Origin of the sequence: Roseimicrobium gellanilyticum, from assembly GCF_003315205.1 — a bacterium.
Lineage (GTDB): Bacteria > Verrucomicrobiota > Verrucomicrobiia > Verrucomicrobiales > Verrucomicrobiaceae > Roseimicrobium > Roseimicrobium gellanilyticum.
In genome coordinates, this window is sequence record NZ_QNRR01000022.1 from 1 (window position 1) to 19,963 (window position 19,963).

The 19,963-nt window shown below is 60.2% G+C and carries 19 protein-coding genes; all 19 read left to right on the forward strand.

The features are described 5' to 3' along the window. On the forward strand, window positions 1-1,376 hold a 1,376-nt coding region (locus DES53_RS31545), incomplete at its 5' end, for an RHS repeat-associated core domain-containing protein (RefSeq protein WP_147263750.1). Further along, entirely contained in the window at window positions 1,369-1,734 is a 366-nt protein-coding gene (locus DES53_RS32675; protein ID WP_147263751.1) for a hypothetical protein, read from the forward strand. The genes DES53_RS31545 and DES53_RS32675, both read left to right, overlap by 8 nt. A gap of 860 nt (window positions 1,735-2,594) precedes the next feature. Then, window positions 2,595-3,617, forward strand: a complete 1,023-nt coding sequence (locus tag DES53_RS31555) for a transposase (protein WP_113962331.1) — start codon at window positions 2,595-2,597, stop codon at window positions 3,615-3,617. Window positions 3,618-3,890: 273 nt separating this feature from the next. Beyond that, window positions 3,891-4,568: a hypothetical protein gene (locus tag DES53_RS31560; RefSeq protein ID WP_147263752.1), complete on the forward strand. Its 678-nt coding sequence runs from the start codon at window positions 3,891-3,893 to the stop codon at window positions 4,566-4,568. 48 nt (window positions 4,569-4,616) lie between these two features. Next, window positions 4,617-6,395, forward strand: a complete 1,779-nt coding sequence (locus DES53_RS31565; protein ID WP_113962333.1) for a GspE/PulE family protein — start codon at window positions 4,617-4,619, stop codon at window positions 6,393-6,395. A 51-nt stretch (window positions 6,396-6,446) separates the two neighbouring features. Then, complete coding sequence (locus DES53_RS31570) at window positions 6,447-7,775, forward strand: type II secretion system F family protein (protein ID WP_113962334.1); 1,329 nt, start codon at window positions 6,447-6,449, stop codon at window positions 7,773-7,775. 89 nt (window positions 7,776-7,864) lie between these two features. Continuing rightward, complete coding sequence (gene gspG, locus DES53_RS31575; RefSeq protein WP_113962335.1) at window positions 7,865-8,305, forward strand: type II secretion system major pseudopilin GspG; 441 nt, start codon at window positions 7,865-7,867, stop codon at window positions 8,303-8,305. A gap of 15 nt (window positions 8,306-8,320) precedes the next feature. Continuing rightward, window positions 8,321-8,845 carry a prepilin-type N-terminal cleavage/methylation domain-containing protein gene (locus DES53_RS31580; protein ID WP_113962336.1) on the forward strand — a complete coding sequence of 175 codons (525 nt, stop codon included), beginning with the start codon at window positions 8,321-8,323 and terminating at the stop codon, window positions 8,843-8,845. Between the two features lie 10 nt (window positions 8,846-8,855). After that, entirely contained in the window at window positions 8,856-9,317 is a 462-nt protein-coding gene (locus DES53_RS31585) for a type II secretion system protein (RefSeq protein WP_113962337.1), read from the forward strand. Next, the gene (locus tag DES53_RS31590; RefSeq protein WP_113962338.1) at window positions 9,314-10,114 is read left to right on the forward strand and encodes a prepilin-type N-terminal cleavage/methylation domain-containing protein; all 801 of its coding nucleotides are present in this window, start codon (window positions 9,314-9,316) and stop codon (window positions 10,112-10,114) included. The genes DES53_RS31585 and DES53_RS31590 overlap by 4 nt, the downstream gene beginning before the upstream one ends. A 377-nt stretch (window positions 10,115-10,491) precedes the next feature. Beyond that, window positions 10,492-12,279 carry a sensor histidine kinase gene (locus DES53_RS31595; protein ID WP_170157576.1) on the forward strand — a complete coding sequence of 596 codons (1,788 nt, stop codon included), beginning with the start codon at window positions 10,492-10,494 and terminating at the stop codon, window positions 12,277-12,279. Beyond that, window positions 12,276-12,932, forward strand: a complete 657-nt coding sequence (locus DES53_RS31600) for a response regulator transcription factor (protein WP_113962340.1) — start codon at window positions 12,276-12,278, stop codon at window positions 12,930-12,932. The genes DES53_RS31595 and DES53_RS31600 overlap by 4 nt, the downstream gene beginning before the upstream one ends. 108 nt (window positions 12,933-13,040) lie before the next feature. Then, window positions 13,041-13,433 (forward strand): response regulator transcription factor, encoded by a 393-nt coding sequence (locus DES53_RS31605; RefSeq protein ID WP_113962341.1) that lies wholly within the window; start codon window positions 13,041-13,043, stop codon window positions 13,431-13,433. 65 nt (window positions 13,434-13,498) lie between these two features. After that, complete coding sequence (locus DES53_RS31610; protein WP_113962342.1) at window positions 13,499-14,302, forward strand: outer membrane protein; 804 nt, start codon at window positions 13,499-13,501, stop codon at window positions 14,300-14,302. Between the two features lie 142 nt (window positions 14,303-14,444). Next, on the forward strand, window positions 14,445-15,296 hold the full coding sequence (locus tag DES53_RS31615; protein WP_170157577.1) for a DUF2092 domain-containing protein: 852 nt from the start codon (window positions 14,445-14,447) through the stop codon (window positions 15,294-15,296). Between the two features lie 17 nt (window positions 15,297-15,313). Beyond that, window positions 15,314-16,039 carry a DUF6515 family protein gene (locus DES53_RS31620; RefSeq protein ID WP_113962344.1) on the forward strand — a complete coding sequence of 242 codons (726 nt, stop codon included), beginning with the start codon at window positions 15,314-15,316 and terminating at the stop codon, window positions 16,037-16,039. Between the two features lie 32 nt (window positions 16,040-16,071). Beyond that, entirely contained in the window at window positions 16,072-17,430 is a 1,359-nt protein-coding gene (locus DES53_RS31625; RefSeq protein WP_113962345.1) for a hypothetical protein, read from the forward strand. Window positions 17,431-17,493: 63 nt separating this feature from the next. Next, window positions 17,494-18,306, forward strand: coding sequence for a transporter (locus DES53_RS31630; protein WP_113962346.1), 813 nt, complete (start codon window positions 17,494-17,496; stop codon window positions 18,304-18,306). A gap of 85 nt (window positions 18,307-18,391) precedes the next feature. Continuing rightward, window positions 18,392-19,954, forward strand: coding sequence for an arylsulfatase (locus DES53_RS31635; protein WP_170157578.1), 1,563 nt, complete (start codon window positions 18,392-18,394; stop codon window positions 19,952-19,954). Window positions 19,955-19,963: the final 9 nt, after the last annotated feature.

A 19,963-nucleotide genomic window follows, 5' to 3' on the forward strand; every position in this document is an offset into this window, starting at 1 on the left:
AGAACATGCTGGCCAGCGTGACCCTGCCGGACAGCAGCGTGCACAGCTACGCTTACGACTACCGCGTGCGTCGCATCACCCGCACCGAAGGCAGCGCCAATCCCGTGGCCATGACCTTCAGCGGCGGCCTCAGCGTGGCTGAGTTTGAAGTGACCGACCCGCAACTCGGTACTCTCAATACTCAACCCGCCGTCGAATACCAGCGCGGTCCCGACATGGGCGGCGGGGTGGGCGGCCTGCTCTACTCCCTGCGCAGCGGCACGGCGAAGTTCAACCTGAGCAACGGCCGCGGCGACGTGGTGGCCCAGAGCGACAGCACCGGCGACCTCACCTGGACGGCCAGCTACGAAGCCTACGGCAAGCGCCCCATGGAAACCGGCACCAACGCCGACCGTCAGCGCGCCAACACCAAGGAAGAAGACCCCACCGGTTTGCTCAACGAAGGGTACCGCTATCGGGACCTGGAGACTGATGTGTGGCTGAGCAAAGACCCCGCAGGCTTTGTGGATGGACCAAACTTGTATGCGTATGTCAGGCAGAATCCGTGGACGAGTTGGGATCCTGATGGATTAGCTACCCGCAGTGAGCTGGCCAAACAAAAGGAACACTTCATTGCCAAGCTGTCCGATACCGACGGAATGGATGGGAACGAATATAGATTGCACGTGCAGAACGTCATGTCCGAGGTCGAAAGAGTCTCGGCTCGAATTCAGGCAATCGACAGTGCGTCGAGGAATGTCAATCAGGCCATCGCTTTCACAAACTTCGTAAGAGAAAATCTTTATGGTCTAAATCGCCTGCCATATCGAATCAATCCAGATGATATTGACGACAGTAATCCATTTCATTCTTGGATCTTTGAGCAGGGAAACAACTTTGGCAAATTTAAGTCTGACGGCGCCGCGGCCGTCCTGGGAGGGGCCTTAAGTGGAATATCCAAGACCTCGAAGCTAGTCAGGCGCACCGCTACAAGGGGAATTGGGGCCGCGCACATGTTTGACGAGGCATTTGCCGCAAACAGATACTATGTTGCGTCTCCAAAGCATACAGGAGCGGCTAGGACGGCAGGAGGAGCCAAAATCAACCCTGCTCCAGCGGACGGTCAGGGGGCGTTGGATTTTTCATTTCCTGTGTCAGAAAACACCACGCGACGAATCGGAGTTGACACCGCCCACAATCAACTCGTGGTATTTGACCGTACTCAGAATGTAACAAGAGGTGGGCGCACGGTTGGCGGAGAATATCATGGACATGTGAGAACTTGGGACGAGCTTTCATCCCCAATGCAAAAAGCATTGTCGGACTATGGAGTTTCAGTAAGTAAGAAAGGTGAAATTAAATTAGACCCAAAAACATGGGGGTTCTCGGATGACTAATCGCTATATCGAATCTCGTAACGTTGCGCGTGAAGACCTAGAGTCAGCTGTCGCTTCCAATGATATAAAACTGCTCCGCGAGTATTTAGTTTCGGCGGCGCTAGTGGGTGAAGATTTGCCGTTTCTTGAGCAGGTTTGTCTGAACTTAAGCGCTCATCTGGATGAAGAGGTTCGCGGTAACGCAATCCTCGGCCTAGGTCATCTGGCAAGGCGAGCCAGATCACTAGATTCGAAAGCAAGAACGATCATTGAAAACGGCCTTCAAGATTCGTCGTCATACGTTCGAGGGCATGCTTGGTCCGCTGCAGATGATGTGATTCACTTCTTAGGATGGCAAGTAGTTGGATATAAAAAATGAACGCGCAAGCCAACCAATGGCATTGGCCTTGCCAACCCATTTGGAAAAATAAAACACAGATGTCTTCTCGGCTATGAACGCTCGAAAAATTACGGGAGACCCTGGAGGGGCAGTGAGTCGGCGCTTGAAGTATCACACTTGTCGACTCACCGGATCTCCAGACCCCTGCAGCCGTCTACCAGAGCAAAGGTCGCCTGCGTCTGACTGAACACCGGGACTGTTGCGGCGCACACGTGTTTTTCCACGCCGTATCTAACCATCTGGGCATAGTTAGTCTTCAAGCCATCCCGCGCCCGGGAGGTCACGTGAAGCCCGAGCAGGCGTTGCGTACTGCGCGCGGTGGAAACCCCGCTCGGCTTGCAACGCCCCAAGCTCCGCGCCCTGCTTCGCCCGCCGCGCAACCCTAGCGCCTCGCCAAGCTCGGCGGCTCCGCGCCCGCCCACCGGTAAACTCTCCACAACGCGTAGTAGTGCAAAACGGCTGCCCCCCACCGCCTGCGCCCGCCGCCGGGCCGCCAGCCGTTTTACACTACACCGACGTTGTGGAAAGTTACCTCCCTCCCTGCGTGTGGCGGCGTCGCTCGTGCCTCGCTGTGCCGCGGTGAGGCGCTCCAGCCGCGGGGCTCCTTCGCGCCGCCGACCCGAGGCACGCTGCGCGCCAGCCGGCCCCCCGCCAAGCTCCCCACCGCGCCCGTCTGTCACGCATCCTGCCAACCCCCACGGCGCAACGCTCCGCCCCCCCTGCGGCCCGGCTCGTCCCTCGCCCAGCCGCAGCCAACCTCTGGAGCATCGAAATACAAAGTGTCTGTCCCTTTGTTAAAAAACTGTTGCACCATCTTGCCCCATCGTCATCATCTACCCATGCGCTTGGCCCGTCTCAAGGCGCTGCCGGGGGCTACGGCAGCTCACTACCACTGCATCTCCCGCGTCGTGGACCGGCGCTTTGTCTTGGGTGAGGTCGAGAAAGAAATCTTCCTCAAGCTCATGCGCTTTTATGCGCACTTTTGCCAGGTCCGCGTCTCGGCGTACTGCTTGATGAGCAATCACTTCCATCTTCTGGTGGAAGTCCCGGCCCGGCCGCAGGTGATGCCCTCGGAAGCCTTGCTCATCGGGCATGTGCAGTCCTGCTACGGCAAGAACACCGCTGCCCTGCTCGCCGAAAACCTCCGACAACTGCGTCAGCAGGCTGGCGAGGCGGTGGCGCAAAAGCACCTCGAAAGCTGGTTCGCAAGATTGTGGGACATCAGCGCCTTCATGAAGACGCTCAAACAGCGCTTCACCCAGCAGTTCAACAAGCTCCACGGACGCAAAGGCACCCTCTGGGAGGACCGCTTCCGCAGTGTGCTGGTGGAGAGCGGCAGCGCCCTGGCCACCATGGCCGCCTACATCGACCTCAATCCCGTGCGCGCCGGATTGGTCAAGGACCCCTCCCGTTACCACTGGAGCAGCTACGGGGCCGCCATGGGCGGGAACAAGGCGGCACGCGCGGGTCTCAAGTCCATCATCGCCACCGTGGATCGCGGGCAGGAGCAGGGCCTGCGCGGCGATGCCTGGCTGTCCCGATACCGCGTCTGGCTCTTCGGCAAGGCTGAGGAAATCCAAGACCCGCGCACCGGGAAGGTGCTGCGCAAAGGCATGAGCCGGAAGGCCGTGGAAAAAGGCCTGAAGCGAGGTGGCAAACCAAGCCTGAACGAACTGCTGCACTGCCGTCTCAGCTACATGACCCGCGGAGGAGCTTTGGGCACCAAAGCCTTCATCGAATCACTCTTTGAGGCCCAACGCTGGCGATTTGCTCCCGAGCGCAAAAACGGCGCCCGCCTCCCTCGAGGCGGCGAGTCCGCCTGGCAGGGCCTTCGCGTCCTCCGTGCGCCCCGTCCTGCTTGATGGATGCCATCACGAATCTTTTTTCGGTTGTCTTGTACATCCTCATGGGTGTATAGTCACTCAAGAGCAGCTCCCCAATCGATAGTTCGTTTGGCCGATCTTTAAGTTTTCCAGGCCCACATCACCCTCAAGCACCCACAGCGGTACATCGTGTGCCTAGCACGCATCGAGGCGTAGCCCTCCCCCTGAGCTTTCCTTCAACTCCTCGTGCATCACGGATTCTTCAACCTGCGTTCGTTGACAGGGTCCTCCCGGGTCCCTAGACTCGCGGGCATGTCGTGTCGTTTTAACCCCATCGCTTCGTGCATTTTACTGCTGGCTGTGTTGCTGTGTGCTTCCGCGGCGCAGGGGCAGGTGCTGGTGTACAAGTTCGACACGAGCGATGCGAAGGGCATCAATTTCCACACGTTCGAGGGCGGGTATGTGGTGGCGCCGTTGCTGGGTGGGGATGCGACGTTCCTGCTGACGACGAAGGAGGACGGGCGCCAGTACCTGGAGTCGTCCGGAGGTGGGCGGCTCTTCACCGCGGTGAGCGGGAGCGGGGACAAGAAGGCAGTGATTTCCGCGAGCACCGGGTTGGGCGCTGCGGAAGGGGCGCTGGTAGCGCTGGGGGACATCAATCACACGGTGAAAATCAGCAGCCCGGCCTCGACCATCACGGCGCGGGTCGCGAAGGCCCTGCACGGCACACTGGTCAGCGCGGATGATGAGAGCGATGCTGAGACAGAGGCCCGGGATGGGAGCATCGGCAATGGCGGGACCGCAGATGTGAAGATCACGCTCGATGAGAAGGAGACAAATCGGGTAAATGACGATGGCCTGACACTGGCGCAAACGGTGGAGCATCTGAAACTGGAGCTGGAGCGCGAAGGTTATCGTCCGGTCAGCGGCGATGATGGCGACGACGATGATGATGACGAGGAAGAGGAGGAAGTGGAGAGCACCGAGTAGAGTTGCGGCGAGTTCGTCGATGCGTAGACCTGTGCTATTGTCGCGCCAATGAATGCCCTGCTCGCTGCTGCCACCCTTGCCGGGAGTCAGGACCTTGATTTGGTGAAAGCCGCAGCCCGTGAGGCGTCCGTGAGCGGTCAGCCCGTGGTGGACGCCGTCTTGGAGAAGGCTTCCCTGGGCGAGTTGGAATTTCTGAGGGCGCTCGCGCATGAGTTGCACTGGCCGTGGCAGACGGAGTTGCAGCCGGACATGGACGAAGCGGCCGAGCTGAAGAAGGAGTGCCCACCGCGCCTCGCCCTGCGGCATCGCCTTCTCCCGCTGGCGTTTGTTTCCCCTCCCGTCACCGAGGCCGCAAACGGCGCACCTGGCGAGGGCGAGGTGAAGGAAGCGGAGCAGAAGGAAAAGACCAGCAAGCGCTCGTTGGTGATTGCGTGCTATGACCCCTTCGACCTCATGGCGCGCCAGGCCGTGGCTCGCACGGTGAATGTGCCGGTGCGCTGGACGCTGGCGCCGCGCGATGAGCTGCTGCGCGCGCTGCAGAGCTTCTACGGCGTGGGCGCGGATACGTTCGAGGACTTGATGAAGTCCCGCGACCAGGACTTGGATGATGCCCACCTGCGCGACGAGGCGAACATCATCGACGAGAGCGACGCCGAGGCTTCCGTGCTGAAGTTTGTGAACCAGATCATCCGCGAGGCGCTGGCCCAGCGCGCGACGGACATCCACGTGGAGCCCCTGCACGACAACCTGCGCATCCGCTACCGCATTGATGGTGTGCTGCATGAGACGCCCGTGCCGGAAAACATCAAGGCCCTGCAGGCCTCCGTGCTGGCGCGCATCAAGGTGATGGCGAAGCTGGACATCGCGGAGAAACGCCTGCCGCAGGACGGCCGTATCAATCTCAAGCTCGAAGGGCAGAACATCGACGTGCGCGTGGCCTGCATCCCGAGCGTGGAAGGGGAGAGCATCAGCCTGCGCTTGCTGGGCCAGGAAAAGTTCACGCTGGAGAAGCTGGGCCTCACCGCGGATTATCGCGAGAAGGTGGAGAGCCTGCTGGCCAAGCCGAACGGCATCGTGCTCGTCACCGGTCCCACGGGAAGCGGCAAGAGCACCACGCTGTATACCTTCCTCTCGCGGTTGAACAGCGTGCAGCGCCGCATCGTGACCATCGAGGACCCGGTGGAAAACAAGCTGCCGGGCGTCGTGCAGATCGCGGTGAAGCCGGAGATCAATCTTACCTTCGCCAGCGGCCTGCGCAGCATCCTGCGTGGCGACCCGAACGTGGTGATGGTGGGGGAAATTCGCGACCTGGAGACGGCGGAAATTGCCGTGCGCGCCTCGCTCACGGGTCACCTGGTCTTCTCCACGTTGCACACAAATGATGCGGTGGGTGGCATCACCCGTCTGGTGGAAATGGGCGTGGAGCCCTTCCTCGTGGCGTCCTCCGTGCGTGCATTCCTCGCCCAGCGCCTGGTACGTTCCCTCTGTCCGCACTGCCGGAAGCCGGCGCACTACAGTGATGAGCAGCTGAAGTCCTGCGGCTTCCATGAGGGGCTGGGCAAGACGCTCTTCACTGCGAGTGCCACCGGTTGCCAGTCCTGCCGTGGTACCGGGCACTACGGACGCATGGCCATCTATGAAATCGCGATGGTCACCGCTGCATTGCAGGATCTCATCAGCAGGAAGGCGAGCGCAAATGAGCTCACCCGCCAGGCGCGGCGGGATGGCTTCATCTCCATGCGCGAGTATGGCTGGCGCAAGGTGCTGGACGGCTCCACCACGGTGGAGGAGGTCATGCGCGTGACGAGTGAGGATTTCATGGATTGACCTTTCTGTTCCCACGCCTGAGTTGTAGAAGTTGGTCCATATCGCATCCGCATGCCTGCCTTCCGTTACGAAGCCATGAGCACCTCCGGTCAGCGCAGCGCTGGCACGCTGGAGGCGGCGGATCGTGGCGAGGCCGTGAGGAAGCTGGCGCGCCGGGGCTTGCAGCCTTTTTCCCTGAGCGCGGAAGGTGGTAAACCCGTCGCAGCCTCCGGGGCGGCGAAGGAGAAGAATAGCAAGGGTGCGGGCGAGACTTCCGCGAAGACCAAAGCGGCGGTTTCCGCATCGAAGGCGCCGGTCTCCGGGAAGGCCAGCGCCGCCAAATCCGTGATCACCGGCCCTCTCAAGCTGAGCCGCTCGCAGGTGATCCAATTCACCGAAGAACTGTGCGATCTCCTCACGGCGGGCCTGCAACTGGAGCAGGCTCTGCATGCCATGGAGAACCGCAGCGTGCCTGTGCTGCGCCAGCTCGCTACCTCAGTACGTGAGCGCGTGCGGGACGGGCTGCCCCTGTCCGCGGCGCTGCATCAGGTGAGCCCGTCCTTTGATGAGTTGTACTGCAATCTCGTCTCCGCCGGGGAGGCGGGCGGTGCGCTGGGTTCCATTCTCAACCGCCAGGCGCGTCACCTGAACCAGCTTGAGCAACTCCGGGCCAAGGTGACCGGAGCGTTGATCTATCCGGCCTTCATCATCATCTCGGGCATTGCCTTGTCCGTGACCATGGTGACCTTCCTCCTGCCGAAGATGGCAGCGCTGGTGGAGAGCACAGGGAAGGAACTGCCCACGATGGCGCAGTGGCTCATGGCGATGAGTGGCTTCATCAAGTCGTGGTGGTGGCTCCTCATTGCGGCGGTGATCCTTGTGGTCATCTCCGTGCATGTTCTGTTTCAGGACAAGGGCCGAATGGCCTGGTGGCACCGCAAGATGCTGGACCTGCCCATGTACGGGCCGGTGTTGCGCACGCGGTTTGAGGTGCAGTTCCTGGAGACACTGGGCAACCTGCTGAAGAATGGCCTCCCCTTGCACCGCGCATTGGAGCTGGTGCGAAAGGCAACCGTCAACCTCTACCTGCGGGAGCAGCTGGAGGCGGTGGAGACGGCCGTGCATGACGGGGGCTCACTCAGCCGGGCCCTGGAGCGGGCGGGTGTGCTGCGGCCTCTGGTCATCGACATGGTGCGCGTGGGCGAGCAGACGGGGGAAATGGCGGACGCGCTGGAGAAGGCGGCAGAACGCTTTGACCGTCAGCTCACGAAGACGATTGAGCATGCCACCGCGTTGCTGCAGCCCGTGCTCATGCTGGTCATGGCCGTACTGGTGGGCGGCATGGTGTGGATGATGATCAATATTGTGTTCTCCACCCTCCAGCAAATCCAGAGCCGCTAGACCGGGATGGATTCAAAGGGCATTTTATGTCCTTACCGTCACTTGCTTCCTCCTTGCTCCCATCACGGAAACTCCCTAGACTCACTGCCATGAAAATTTCTCCAAATGCCCCGCAAGCACGGATGCGCAGTGCCGGCTTTACCCTCATGGAGATGATGCTGGTGCTCCTGATCATCGCACTGATCATGGGTGGCGTGGCTGTGACGTTCCAAAGTTTCGCCAACAGCGCAGAGGTCACGACGACCAAGACGAAAATTCAGAACATGGAAGCCAGCCTCATGGCTTACCGGACGAACAACGGCTGGTATCCGACCCAGCAGCAGGGATTGGATGCCCTGGCCACCCAACCGACCGTGGAGCCCCTGCCGCGCATGTGGAAGCCTCTGGTGAAGTCTGATTCGCTCTACGATGCGTGGAGAAGAAAGCTGGCTTACCGCAATCCGGGCAAGCACAACTCTTCGGGTGTCGATGTGTATTCCCTTGGTGAGGATGGCGTTGACGGAACCAAGGACGACCTTGGGAACTGGTAACCTGCCACCGGTATCATGCACTTCCTCCGCCTGAGGCCTGAACCGCCGCCTGGCGCGGTTTCGCGGGCGGGTGGCTTCACCTTGCTGGAGCTGGTGGTCGTGCTGGTCATCATCTCGTTCGTGGTCGGCCTCGGAGTGATGAGTTTTGATGGTGTGGTGCAGGAGGGGGAACTGCGCAAGCCGGTGCTGGAGTTCAAGGACCTCACTGCGGAAGCTGTCCGACGGGCGACCCTGTACGAGCGTCCCCAGGTTTTGATCTTCGACAGTGCAGGCATGGTGATGCCTCTGCGCATGCGCCGTGAATCTGCTGGTGCGGTCATGCGCGTGAAGCGCTTCACGCTGCCACCCGGCATGTCGCTCATGTTACGCAGGTTTGGTTCGGACAAGTTTGCTCCCGCGGAGGGGCAGCGGCTCATCGTTTCCCCCAGCGGTTTGTGTGAGCCGCTCACTGCGCGTTTTCAGCGCGGGCAATCGTGGTTTGAGGTGACCCTCGACCCGCTCACCGGTGCGGCGAAAGAGGAGCGCATGGTTGTGCAATGAAGCTGCTGCCATGATGAACACGCGCGGCGCATCTCACCCCAGGCATGATCTCAGGGCTGGTTTCACCCTGCTGGAGGCGATGCTTGCCGTGTTCATCTTTGGCATGGCAGCCGTGGCGTTGATGGAGGCCATCAATTCCAGCGGACGCATCTCGCTGGATGCGCGTGCCAGGGGAAACATCCAGATGCGCCTGGATAACATGCTGCTGGAAGCCACCCGCGATCCCATGTGGTCGGTGGATACGCGAGCGCAGGCTGGCACGGAGCGGACCGTGCGTGAACACGGCTTCACCTACATCATCAAGCGAGAGCCAATCGAGCTGAAGAATCAGGATGGCCAGCTCCTGCAGGGACTCTATCTGGTCCAGGTGAAAGCGCTCTGGATGGAGGGAGGCCGTGAGCAGAGTGCGATCGCGGAGACGTGGGCTTATCCGCTCATGTTCCGTCCGCCCAACCTGATGCAGGCACCATGAACGCGACTGCATCCAACGCTGGTCCCATGAGGCGGAGGCTTGCTTCCCGTCGCAGCGGGAATGGTTTTACCTTGCTGGAGATGATCATGGTGCTGCTCATCACGTCCATGCTGATCAGTGCCGTGTTCGGCATTGTGAATGCGGTGACGATTCTCACTCACGATCTCACCACTTCCCAGCAGCGGGAATCGCGCACGCATGCCTTTGTTGAGCTGTGTGCCCGCAGTCTCCGCAGCCTGCCAGCGGATGCCATGCTGCGACTGCGGACGCGACAGGATGGGGGACTGTATACTACGCAGTTGGCCCTGGCAGATGCCCCCTCGCCGCTCTCTGCATCAGCAGGACCATTTACCGTGCTGGAGACGGAGGTCACTTCGGAAGGCTATCTCCGTCTCGTGGTGCGGTCGATTCCAGAGGACCAGGTGCTCGCGTGGGAGATGGGGGAGAGCACGGTGGGCACGCGCCTCGTACTGCTGGAGAATGTGCGCATGCTGGAGTGGCTGGTCTTCAACCCCACCACGCTTCAGTGGCAGACCGTGTGGAATGAGCGCATGCCCCTCACTGCGATGCGCGAGCTGGCCAAGAATGCAAACCCCGGCCGTCCCCAGGGGCCTCAGGCTCCCGGTGCGGATGCGCCTGCGCCGCCACCCAGTATTCCCCAAGACGTCCAGGAAGCTGTGAATGCTCTGGGACGTCCGCAGCGTCCCGGTCTCATGGAATTGCGCTTCGCGATTGGAAATGAGGCTCCGCAGCGGTGGGTCTTCTGGGTGCCCGCGCGAGTCGCTGGTGGGCGATGACATGGCGAAACAGGTTTCCCGTAAATCTAGTCTCTATTATTTTCGCAATCGATAAACAGAATGCATAAGCAATAATGCTTAGGACTCTGCTAAGGCATGGCCGGGAAATGTAGAGAATTTATTCAAATACTCCATCCGCGAAAGCAAGATTGGTCATTTCTGCTGGTTAGTGCATACTTCAGCGCAATCTGTCCAAGCATCTTGACCTCAACACTATGCGAGGAGTTTCCAGCATCCTCCGCGTTTCTTCCCTGGGATGTGGAGTAAAGAAAAGGAAATGGCACCGAACCGCTGTTTCTCTCGCAGGCTGCGGCCTGTTGCTGGCCACCGCTATGCCCGCGTCCGGGGCCTCTCCCGCTGCAGCTCATGGGGGAGGTGTGCCCCGTGAGTCCACCCTGCTGGGCATGCCTCGAAACATGGCCCTGGCCTCTCTGGTCATCGTTCTTACCCAGACGGGATTGATCGTGGGTTTGCTGGTGGCGAATCGCCGGCGCAAGAGGCTGGCACGCGAGCAGGGCGAGCGACTGCGCTTCGAGCAAATCCTCACGGAGATCTCAGGGGATCTCGTCGAGGCGTCCGTGGAAACGCTGGACAACGCCATCTGCCACGCGCTGGAGAAGGTGCGCGTGATGATGGAATTCCAATCCTGCATGTTGTTCGAGCATGTGCGTGACACCCAGGTGGTCCGCATCCTGTATCACACGGACGCTGCCGTGCGCGAGGCCATTGCCCGTAGGGAGGCAGAGATACCAATGCCCTGGCTATGCGCGCAGTTCCAGTACCGCAAAGCGATTCCCCTGGCCCATGCCTTGCAGGATCTGCCCGCCGACGCCCGGGAGGAGCAGGACTACGTGCGGGTGAAGAACATCAAGTCCGCGCTCATCATCCCCCTGCACTCCACGGATGGGACCACGCATGGGGTATCATTCTGTACTGGGGTCGCATACCGCGAGTGGAGTGATACGGTCATCTCCCAGCTCCATGCGCTAGGGGACGTACTCTCGTCGTCGGTCTCCCGCCATCGCGCGGAGATGGAGCTTCGCCTTTCAGAAGAGCGATTCTCCAAGGCGTTCCACGCCAGTCCCAGTGCCATGGTGATCTTCCGGGCCAGGGATGAGACCATCCTCGACGTGAACGAAAGCTGGGAACGTCAGTTTGGCTATACCTATGCGGAGGCGGCTGGACACCTGCCAGAGGAGCTGGGCATCTATCGCAGTGAAAAGGAGCGCCTTCGTCTTGGCTCGCTCGTGGATACCGTCGGCTCACTCAGGAACCACGAGATCACGCTCCGCACACGCACAGAGAGGGAGGTCGTCGCCATTCTCTCATTGGAGACCATCTCCATCCATGATGAGGCATGCTACATCGCGATCTTCCATGACGTCACCGATCAACGGAGGGTGGAGGAGATGCGGCAGTCCATGGTGCATGTGTCACGTCTGGCGCTGGTGGGCGAACTCACGGCCTCCATCGCGCACGAAATCAATCAGCCACTTGGTGCAATCCTGAGCAATGCTGAGGCCGCGGAAATGCTCATGGAGACGGAGAATCCGCCCCTGGATGACATCCGGCAAATCCTGGCGGACATTCGCAAAGATGATCTCAGGGCAAGCCAGGTCATCCGCCATATCCGCACGCTGGTGCGACGTGCGCCCCTGCGGCTCCTGCCCGTGCAGGTGAATGAAGTGGTGCTGGATGTGCTGAAGCTTTTGTCGACAGACGCGCAGCGACGCGGCATCATACTGCATGGTGATCTGGCTGCGGACGAGCCCGAAATATCGGCGGACCGGGTGCATCTTCAGCAGGTGCTCATCAATCTGATTGTGAATGCCATGGATGCCATGAAGAGCAACGGCACCACCATCCCTATCGTCGACGTACGCACGTGGCGCGAGGGGCCGCATGGGGTCTCCGTCTCCGTGCGTGACCACGGGCACGGCATACCCGAAGACCGGCTGCCCCAGATATTTGAGTCCTTCTTCACAACCAAAGTGGAGGGAATGGGGTTAGGACTGGCCATGGCGCGTTCGATTATCGAAGCCCATCGCGGAAGCATAGCGGCGCGGAACCTCGCCGAAGGTGGGGCAATGTTCACTTTCACGTTGCCCAGCGGGAATGGAAATGGAGCCGGAACACGAAACGCCACCATCGGGAGGTCCTCATGACGACTTGCACTGTGGATACCCTGGATGAAGAAGAAGTCTCCACGGTGCATGTGGTAGATGATGATGAATCCCTGCGCATGGCGATGACGCGGCTGTTGCGCGCGGCGGGTTATCATGTGCAGTCGTATGCTTCCGCGGGTGAGTACTTGCTGCGCCGGAAGCCAGGCATGAATGGCTGCCTGCTGCTCGATGTGCGCATGCCGGGACCCAGTGGCCTGGAATTGCAGGCCGCATTACAAAATGATCGTGATGCCCTGCCCATCATCTTCCTGACGGCTCATGGAGACATCCCCATGAGCGTGCAGGCCATGAAACAGGGCGCGGTGGACTTCCTGACCAAGCCGGTGGAGAGCAAGGCTTTGCTGCATGCCATCAAGGGAGCGCTTGCAAAGCAGACCAGTGAAACTCACTCGCGGCGCTCCATGGATGAATATCGCAACCGTCTTCGCAGCCTCACGGAGCGGGAGCATCAGGTCTTTGTCGGCGTGGTGTCTGGCAAGCTGAACAAGCAGATCGCAGCCGATCTGGGCACGGTAGAGCGCACCGTGAAGGCTCATCGCTCGCAAGTCATGACGAAGATGCAGGCCACGTCCCTGGCGGATCTGGTGCACATGGCGGATACTTTGCGGGCTGCGGGCTATGTTACAGAGTAGCCGTTTGGTTTAGGGGACCCTGTACCAAGGTACAGGGCGGCCTAGAACCAAGGTACAATACCTAAACGGTGCGCGGGTGGCTATATCTGGGTCCCTCACCCCCAGCGCATGATGGCCACCGCACACCGCATCGTCATTGTGGAAGATGACCCAGGTATGAGCCAGGCGGTCGAACGTTTGCTTGGCGCGGCGGGGTATCCAGCGATCTCTTTTGCCAATGCAGAGTCCTTCCTTGAGGCATCTCCGACAGAGCAATTCTGCTGCTATGTATTTGATATCCGATTGACCGGCATGTCCGGGCTCGACCTCGCGGAGAGGCTCCATCAATCCGGCGACCTCACTCCATTCATCCTCATGACAGCGCATGATGATGAGGCGCGGCAATCGCACCCTGCCATGGCACGTGCGTCCGCGCTTTTTACGAAACCCTTTTCCGGCAGGGAGTTTGTCGCGGCCATCAGAGGCGCAGCCCTGCCCGAAGCCACGGGTAGATCGCCATAGGGAACCTCAGCAGATCCGGCAGCCGGCACCTTTTCCATCATCTCACTCAACACCAAACGCATCGCATGAAAACACGAGTTCCTGGAATCATCCACACTATTGCCATAGCCGCTGTCATGGGAGCGACGGGCCTCTTTGCGGGTACACCTGCGCCATCCAGCAAGTCCGTTGTCGTTCCTTCTGAGCCGCCGGAAAATCCCTGGTACTTCACGATGGCTGCCTACGGATGGCTCGCTGCCGTGAACGGTGACACGGGTATTGGACCCATCACGGTCAGTGCTGACACGAGCCTCAATGACCTCATTGATGAATTCGACGGTTCCTTCATGACCTACCTAGAGGCAGGTTACAACCGATGGAGCGTGGGCATCGATGTCGTCTGGGGAAAGCTGAAGGATGACGCCTCTGTCGAGCGCGGGCCCTTCTTTGGCAAGGTGGGCTTCGAGCAGGAGCAGTGGCTCATCACTGCCCGCATCCAGTATGCGCTGGTGAAGAATGACACCACACGCCTTGATGTCTTCGCCGGTGGTCGCTGGATGTATCTGGAGGTGGATATCGATGTCGATACCAACCTCGGGCCGGGCCGTCACTTCGGCATCGAGGAAGACTGGATCGATCCCATTGTGGGCGCGCGCATCATCCATGACTTCAGCGACAAGTGCTTCATGCAGGCCATGGGCGACATCGGCGGCTTCGGAGCGGAGTCGGAGCTCACCTGGCAGGCGCTGCTGGGCGTTGGCTATCGCTTCACTCCCAATCTCTCCACCGTCATCGGCTATCGCGCGCTGGGCGTCGACTATGACAAGGACCAGTTCATCCTCGATACCATCTCCCACGGTCCCTTTGTCGGACTTTCTTACACCTTCTGAATTTACCATCCCCGGTGCTGCGACACCGGTCACGAACCGTCCCCCCAGGGCCGGAATGGAGGCAGGACAAGGGTCCCTCCATTCCGGCCACACCAAGCATCCACGTGTGATCACGCGGACATCCTCACTGCCCCTTCATCTCATGAACACAAAACCTTCCAGGCTGGCCGCGTGCCTCTGCGCGGTGGCATATCTCTCTCTCAACCTTCACGGACAAGAAACAAAAGAACCTGCGAGTGCTCCGAAATCTCAGCTCAAGGTTGAGGGCCAGGCCGTGGGCAAACCGGACCCCAAGGCCCTGGGCATCATCAATCGTGCGGCAGACTATCTTGCCAAGGCCAAGCAGTATCAGGCTACTGTCGAGGTGAGTCACGATGTGGTGTATGGAAAGAAATCGAAGCTGCAGTACACCAAACAGCTCGAGATCAAGCTGCGCCGTCCAGACCGGTTGCAGATCGAAGTTTCCACCACCGTACCCAGGCGCTCCTTCTGGTATGACGGCAAGAACGTCACCCTCTTTGACCACAAGGAGAACTACTACGCGACTGCTCCTGCGGCGGACAAGATCGACGCGATGGTGGATCAGGTGGAAAAAGCTCTGGGTATCGCCTTCCCACTAGATGACCTCGTGCTCTCCAAGCCACTGAGCGAGCCCGCGTCGAGCGCGAAGAACAGCGCTTATCTCGGCAAGGAGAAAATTCTTGGAAAGGTCTGCCATCACGTGGCTTTCGAACACAGGGCCATCGACTGGCAGGCATGGGTGGAGGACGGGCCGAAACCTCTCCTACGCAAGGTGGTGATCACCCTCAAGTTTGAAGAGGGCTCGCCGCAGATCACCGCCTTCATCTCGAACTGGGACATGGGCACGAAGCTGCCGGATTACGTCTTCGAGTTCGAGGCGCCCAAGGGTGCCGAGGCCATCAAGTTCATGGCGTCCACAGACACGCCCGGAGAGCAGAAGGCCCCCGCCACTGAAGTGAAGTCCGGCAACTAATTTCACCCCCACAACCTATGAAGACCAATCAACGAATCGCGAGAGGCACCGGTGTGACCATCATGGCGGCTCTACTCACCACATGGCTGCCACAGCAATCACTGCAGGCAGACTGGCATCGTAGCGGCAGCATTCACCGCTCCGCGCACATCGATGCCCACGGATGGGGCGGTGGGGGACATGTGGATGTGAACCGCAGCTTCCATCGCGATGTGGATGTGCATGGACATGGTGGCAGCTGGGACGTGCACCGCGACATCCATCGGGATGTGGATATCGACGTCCATAATCACGATCACTTCTGGGGTGGTGTGGCCGTGGGTGCCGCGACCACACTCGCGGTCGGCGCCATGGTGCATGCCCTGCCTCCCACACACACGACTGTGGTGGTGGCGAATCAGCCCTACTACTACGACGCCGGGGTGTACTACCGGCCCGCACCGAGCGGGGGGTATGTGACGGTCGCTGCTCCCATGGGCGCGGTGATTGCCACGCTGCCGCCAGGTGCCGTGTCAGTGGTGCTGGGGAACCAGAGCTTCTTCTACAACAGCGGCGTGTACTACCAGCAGCAGGGCACGGCCTTCATCGTGGCTCCCGTGCCCATTGGTGTCGTTGTGCCCTCACTCCCTCCCGGAGCACAAGCCACGGTCATCAATGGCCAGACCTACTTCAACTTCCAGGGAACCACCTACCAGCCGGTCTTCATGAATGGGGCCACCTCCTACATCACGGTGAAGATCTGACGTCGGTGTAAACAAAGCCATCACACCACACCATGAAACGGACCCTCACCTTCGCCGCCTCGTGTCTGCTCATGGCATGGCACGGGGCCGGCCATGTCGTGGCTCAGGCTCCGGCCCCGGCTCCCACTCCGACGCCTGCCGCGCCCCAGCCTTACCAGGCGACCGACCCCACTGGGCAGGCAGCGGCAGCAACGGCCCCAGTGCCTGTAGGGAAGTTCGAAACTCCGCCGGTGCTGGTGGCCCCTGCCATTCTGCAACCGCAGTATCACCGGGGTGCCTACCACACGGTGCGTCCTCAGGTAAGCACGTATGCGGGACGCAACAGCTACACCATCGATTCGCAGTTCGGAGTCTTCTATGCGGAGGGGAATGCGGAGCTCATGGCGCGAGTCGCGGAGATCAACGCCATCGCAAAGCTGCAGTCTGTATCCAAGTCGGATGAATATGCGAAAGCCCTCGAGCGCGCCGCGAAGAGCCCGGTGACCTTTGCCAAGAACCTCGCTACGGACCCGGTGAACACCATCGAAGGCGTGCCGAAGGGCATCTTCAAGTTCCTCCATCGCACCGGCGCTGCCGTGAAGGAGAAGGTGGAGGGGCGTGAGACCAGTCCCTATGAGGACAACACCATGGAGAGTGCCATCGGCTTCTCCAAGTCCAAGCGCGATCTCGCCGCGCGTCTCGGTGTGGATCCCTACTCGTCGAATCCCGTCTTCCAGAAGGCCATCAATGGCGTCGCCTGGGCAGCCTACGCAGGCAACATGACCCTTGCCGCAGTGCTCGCTCCCGTGGATGGCGGCGCGGGCACCGTGGTCACCACCGTGCAGGTGAGTGATGTAGCCACGAATGCGCTACGCGACATGAGCCCCAATGACCTGCGGCAGATGCACAAGAAAACGCTGCTGGGCATGGGTGTCTCAGAGCCGGTCATCGATGGCTTCCTGCGCAGCCGCGCCTTCTCCCCCACGCACCAGCTGTCATTGGTCACTGCGCTCAGTCAGTTGAAGGGCACGGCGGGACCGGAGTGGTTCCTGCAAACGGCCACACGTGCTTCGGATGATGAAGCGGATGCCTTCTTCTACACACGCAGCGCGCAGCTGATGGCGCTGCAGCACAAGACCACACCCATCGCCACCATCTACACGCTGAATGACCTGCCCGTCTGTTTTGCGCGGGATGGCACCCTCATCGTGCCCCTGGAGTGGGACTACGCCTGCTGGACCCAGGGAGCATCGGACTTCCTGCAGCGCGTGCGCCTGGCCAACTACCGCGGTGCCAAGGTGACCGGTCATCGCGTGGTCATCACCGGCGTGGCCTCGCCGAAACTGAAGGAGGAGCTCGCCAAGCAGCAGGTGGTCCTCATTGAAAAAGCCCTCCCGGGTCCGCTGCTCTAGCCCGCGCATCAACCGCACCTGCTAGCCAAACATTTCGCCATCAACACCTCTCCCACCCACTCCATGAAATCAGCCACCACCACGCTCTTTGCCTCGTTGCTTGCCTTCACAGCAGGCAGCCTCCCCATGAGCTCCCGCGCGCAGGATCACGATGCTGCCGAGCTGGCGAAGCAGCTCTCCAATCCCGTGGCGGCTCTCATCAGTGTGCCGTTTCAAAACAACTTCGAGTGGGGTGGGGGACCAGAGGGGGATGGCTTCCGCTACCTGCTGAATTTCCAGCCCGTGGTCCCCATCACCTTGAATGAGGAGTGGAACATGATTTCGCGCACCATCGTGCCCTTCATTTCCCAGGAGGACATGATTGGCCGCAGCAGCCAGACAGGCTTGGGAGACATCACGCAGAGCCTCTTCTTCTCCCCGAAGAATCCGGGACCCGGCGGCTGGATCATCGGCGTTGGTCCCGCCTTCCTCATTCCCACGGCCACAGATGACCTGCTGGGCACCGAGAAATTTGGTCTTGGACCCACGGCCGTGCTGCTGAAGCAGGCACACGGTTGGACCTTTGGCGCATTGCTCAATCACATCTGGTCTGTCGCAGGGGATGGCGATCGCGATGACGTCAGCTCCACCTTCGTCCAGCCCTTCCTCTCCTACACTACGAAGAAGCAGACCACCTTCACTCTCAATTCTGAGTCCACGTATGACTGGGAGCACGAGCAGTGGACTGTGCCTGTCAATCTAAGCGTGGCGCAGTTGGTCAAGATTGGCGGCCATCCGTACCAGTTCCAGCTCGGCGCCAAGTACTACGCCGATGGTCCCGAGGGCACGCCCGACTGGGGCGTGCGCTTCTCGGTCATCTTCCTGTTCCCGAAGTGATCTCCCATGGTCCCACAATGACATCGCAGCAACACCTTTGCCTATCTCTCATCAGTCAGTACACCCACCCAACTCCAAAACTACAATGAGACGAACATCACTGATAGCCAACTTGCTGTTGGCCGCCTCACTGGCGATTTGCGCATCAGCATCCGCGCAGACCGGAGGCAAGAAACCCAACATCCTCGTGATCTGGGGTGATGACATCGGCACCTGGAACACCAGCTTCTGGAGCCGGGGGATGATGGGCTATCAAACGCCCAACATCGACCGCATCGCCAGGGAAGGCGTAGCCTTCACCGACTACTACGGTCAGCAGTCCTGCACGGCCGGACGAGCTGCTTTCATCGGTGGCAATGTGCCTGTGCGAACCGGCATGACCAAGGTCGGGATGCCCGGCGCGAAGGAAGGCTGGCAGAAGACCGATGTGACGATGGCCACGGTGCTGAAGTCACAGGGCTATGCCACCGGCCAGTTCGGAAAGAATCACCAAGGCGACCGTGACGAACATTTGCCAACGCAGCACGGCTTTGATGAGTTCATGGGAAACCTCTATCACCTCAACGCCGAGGAGGAGCCGGAGCACGAGGACTATCCCGGCGACATGGTGATGGCGGACGGGAAGACCTTTAAGCAAAAGTTCGGTCCCCGCGGTGTGCTGAAATGCACTGCCGACGGAAAGATCGAAGACACCGGCCCGCTGACGCGCAAACGCATGGAAACCGTGGACGAGGAAACGCTCGCCGCGACCAAGGATTTCATCCAGCGGCAGGTGAAGGCGGATAAGCCCTTCTTCTGCTGGTTCAACACGACGCGCATGCACTTCCGTACGCATGTGAAGAAGGAGCACCGCCACAAAGGGAATGACGAGTACACCGACGGCATGATCGAGCATGACAACATGGTCGGCGATGTCCTGAAGTTCCTTGATGACAACAAGCTCACGGAGAACACCATCGTGATGTACTCCACGGACAATGCGCCGCACTACAACGCGTGGCCCGATGGTGGCACCGTGCCCTTCCGCAGTGAGAAGAATTCCAACTGGGAAGGCGCTTATCGCGTGCCTTGCTACGTGCGCTGGCCCGGACACATCCCTGCGGGCACGGTGCTCAATGGAATCGTCTCGCACGAAGACTGGCTGCCGACGTTTGCGGCCATTGCTGGTGCGCCGGACATCAAGGAAAAGCTCGCCGCCGGTGTGGAGCTGAATGGGCGTAAATACAAGAACTACATCGATGGCCACAACCAGCTCGACTACATCACTGGCAAAGTGAAGGACTCGCCTCGCCGTGAGTTCATGTATGTGAACGACGACGGCCAGATCGTCGCCATCCGCTACGACGCATGGAAGGCGGTGTTCCTCGAGAATCGTGGTCACGCCTTTGAAGTCTGGCGCGAGCCCTTCATCGAATTGCGTGTACCGTTGCTCTTCAATCTGAAGCGCGATCCATTCGAGAAGGCCCAGCACAACGCGAACGTCTACAACGACTGGTTCCTGGATCGCGTCTACCTCCTGGTGCCGATGCAGGTGTATGCGAGCAAGTTCTTGCAGACCATGGTGGACTACCCGCCAAGCCAGACACCTGGCTCATTCAACCTCGAGAAAGTTCAGAAGCAAATCGAGGCCTCCATGGGCGGCAAGTAATCAAACCCT

Bases quoted from the DNA above. Each gene is read 5' to 3' on its own strand.
- DES53_RS32675 (WP_147263751.1), top strand. From the start codon at position 1,369: ATGACTAATCGCTATATCGAATCTCGTAACGTTGCGCGTGAAGACCTA.
- DES53_RS31555 (WP_113962331.1), top strand. From the start codon at position 2,595: ATGCGCTTGGCCCGTCTCAAGGCGCTGCCGGGGGCTACGGCAGCTCAC.
- DES53_RS31560 (WP_147263752.1), top strand. From the start codon at position 3,891: ATGTCGTGTCGTTTTAACCCCATCGCTTCGTGCATTTTACTGCTGGCT.
- DES53_RS31565 (WP_113962333.1), top strand. From the start codon at position 4,617: ATGAATGCCCTGCTCGCTGCTGCCACCCTTGCCGGGAGTCAGGACCTT.
- DES53_RS31570 (WP_113962334.1), top strand. From the start codon at position 6,447: ATGCCTGCCTTCCGTTACGAAGCCATGAGCACCTCCGGTCAGCGCAGC.
- gspG (WP_113962335.1), top strand. From the start codon at position 7,865: ATGAAAATTTCTCCAAATGCCCCGCAAGCACGGATGCGCAGTGCCGGC.
- DES53_RS31580 (WP_113962336.1), top strand. From the start codon at position 8,321: ATGCACTTCCTCCGCCTGAGGCCTGAACCGCCGCCTGGCGCGGTTTCG.
- DES53_RS31585 (WP_113962337.1), top strand. From the start codon at position 8,856: ATGATGAACACGCGCGGCGCATCTCACCCCAGGCATGATCTCAGGGCT.
- DES53_RS31590 (WP_113962338.1), top strand. From the start codon at position 9,314: ATGAACGCGACTGCATCCAACGCTGGTCCCATGAGGCGGAGGCTTGCT.
- DES53_RS31600 (WP_113962340.1), top strand. From the start codon at position 12,276: ATGACGACTTGCACTGTGGATACCCTGGATGAAGAAGAAGTCTCCACG.
- DES53_RS31605 (WP_113962341.1), top strand. From the start codon at position 13,041: ATGATGGCCACCGCACACCGCATCGTCATTGTGGAAGATGACCCAGGT.
- DES53_RS31610 (WP_113962342.1), top strand. From the start codon at position 13,499: ATGAAAACACGAGTTCCTGGAATCATCCACACTATTGCCATAGCCGCT.
- DES53_RS31615 (WP_170157577.1), top strand. From the start codon at position 14,445: ATGAACACAAAACCTTCCAGGCTGGCCGCGTGCCTCTGCGCGGTGGCA.
- DES53_RS31620 (WP_113962344.1), top strand. From the start codon at position 15,314: ATGAAGACCAATCAACGAATCGCGAGAGGCACCGGTGTGACCATCATG.
- DES53_RS31625 (WP_113962345.1), top strand. From the start codon at position 16,072: ATGAAACGGACCCTCACCTTCGCCGCCTCGTGTCTGCTCATGGCATGG.
- DES53_RS31630 (WP_113962346.1), top strand. From the start codon at position 17,494: ATGAAATCAGCCACCACCACGCTCTTTGCCTCGTTGCTTGCCTTCACA.
- DES53_RS31635 (WP_170157578.1), top strand. From the start codon at position 18,392: ATGAGACGAACATCACTGATAGCCAACTTGCTGTTGGCCGCCTCACTG.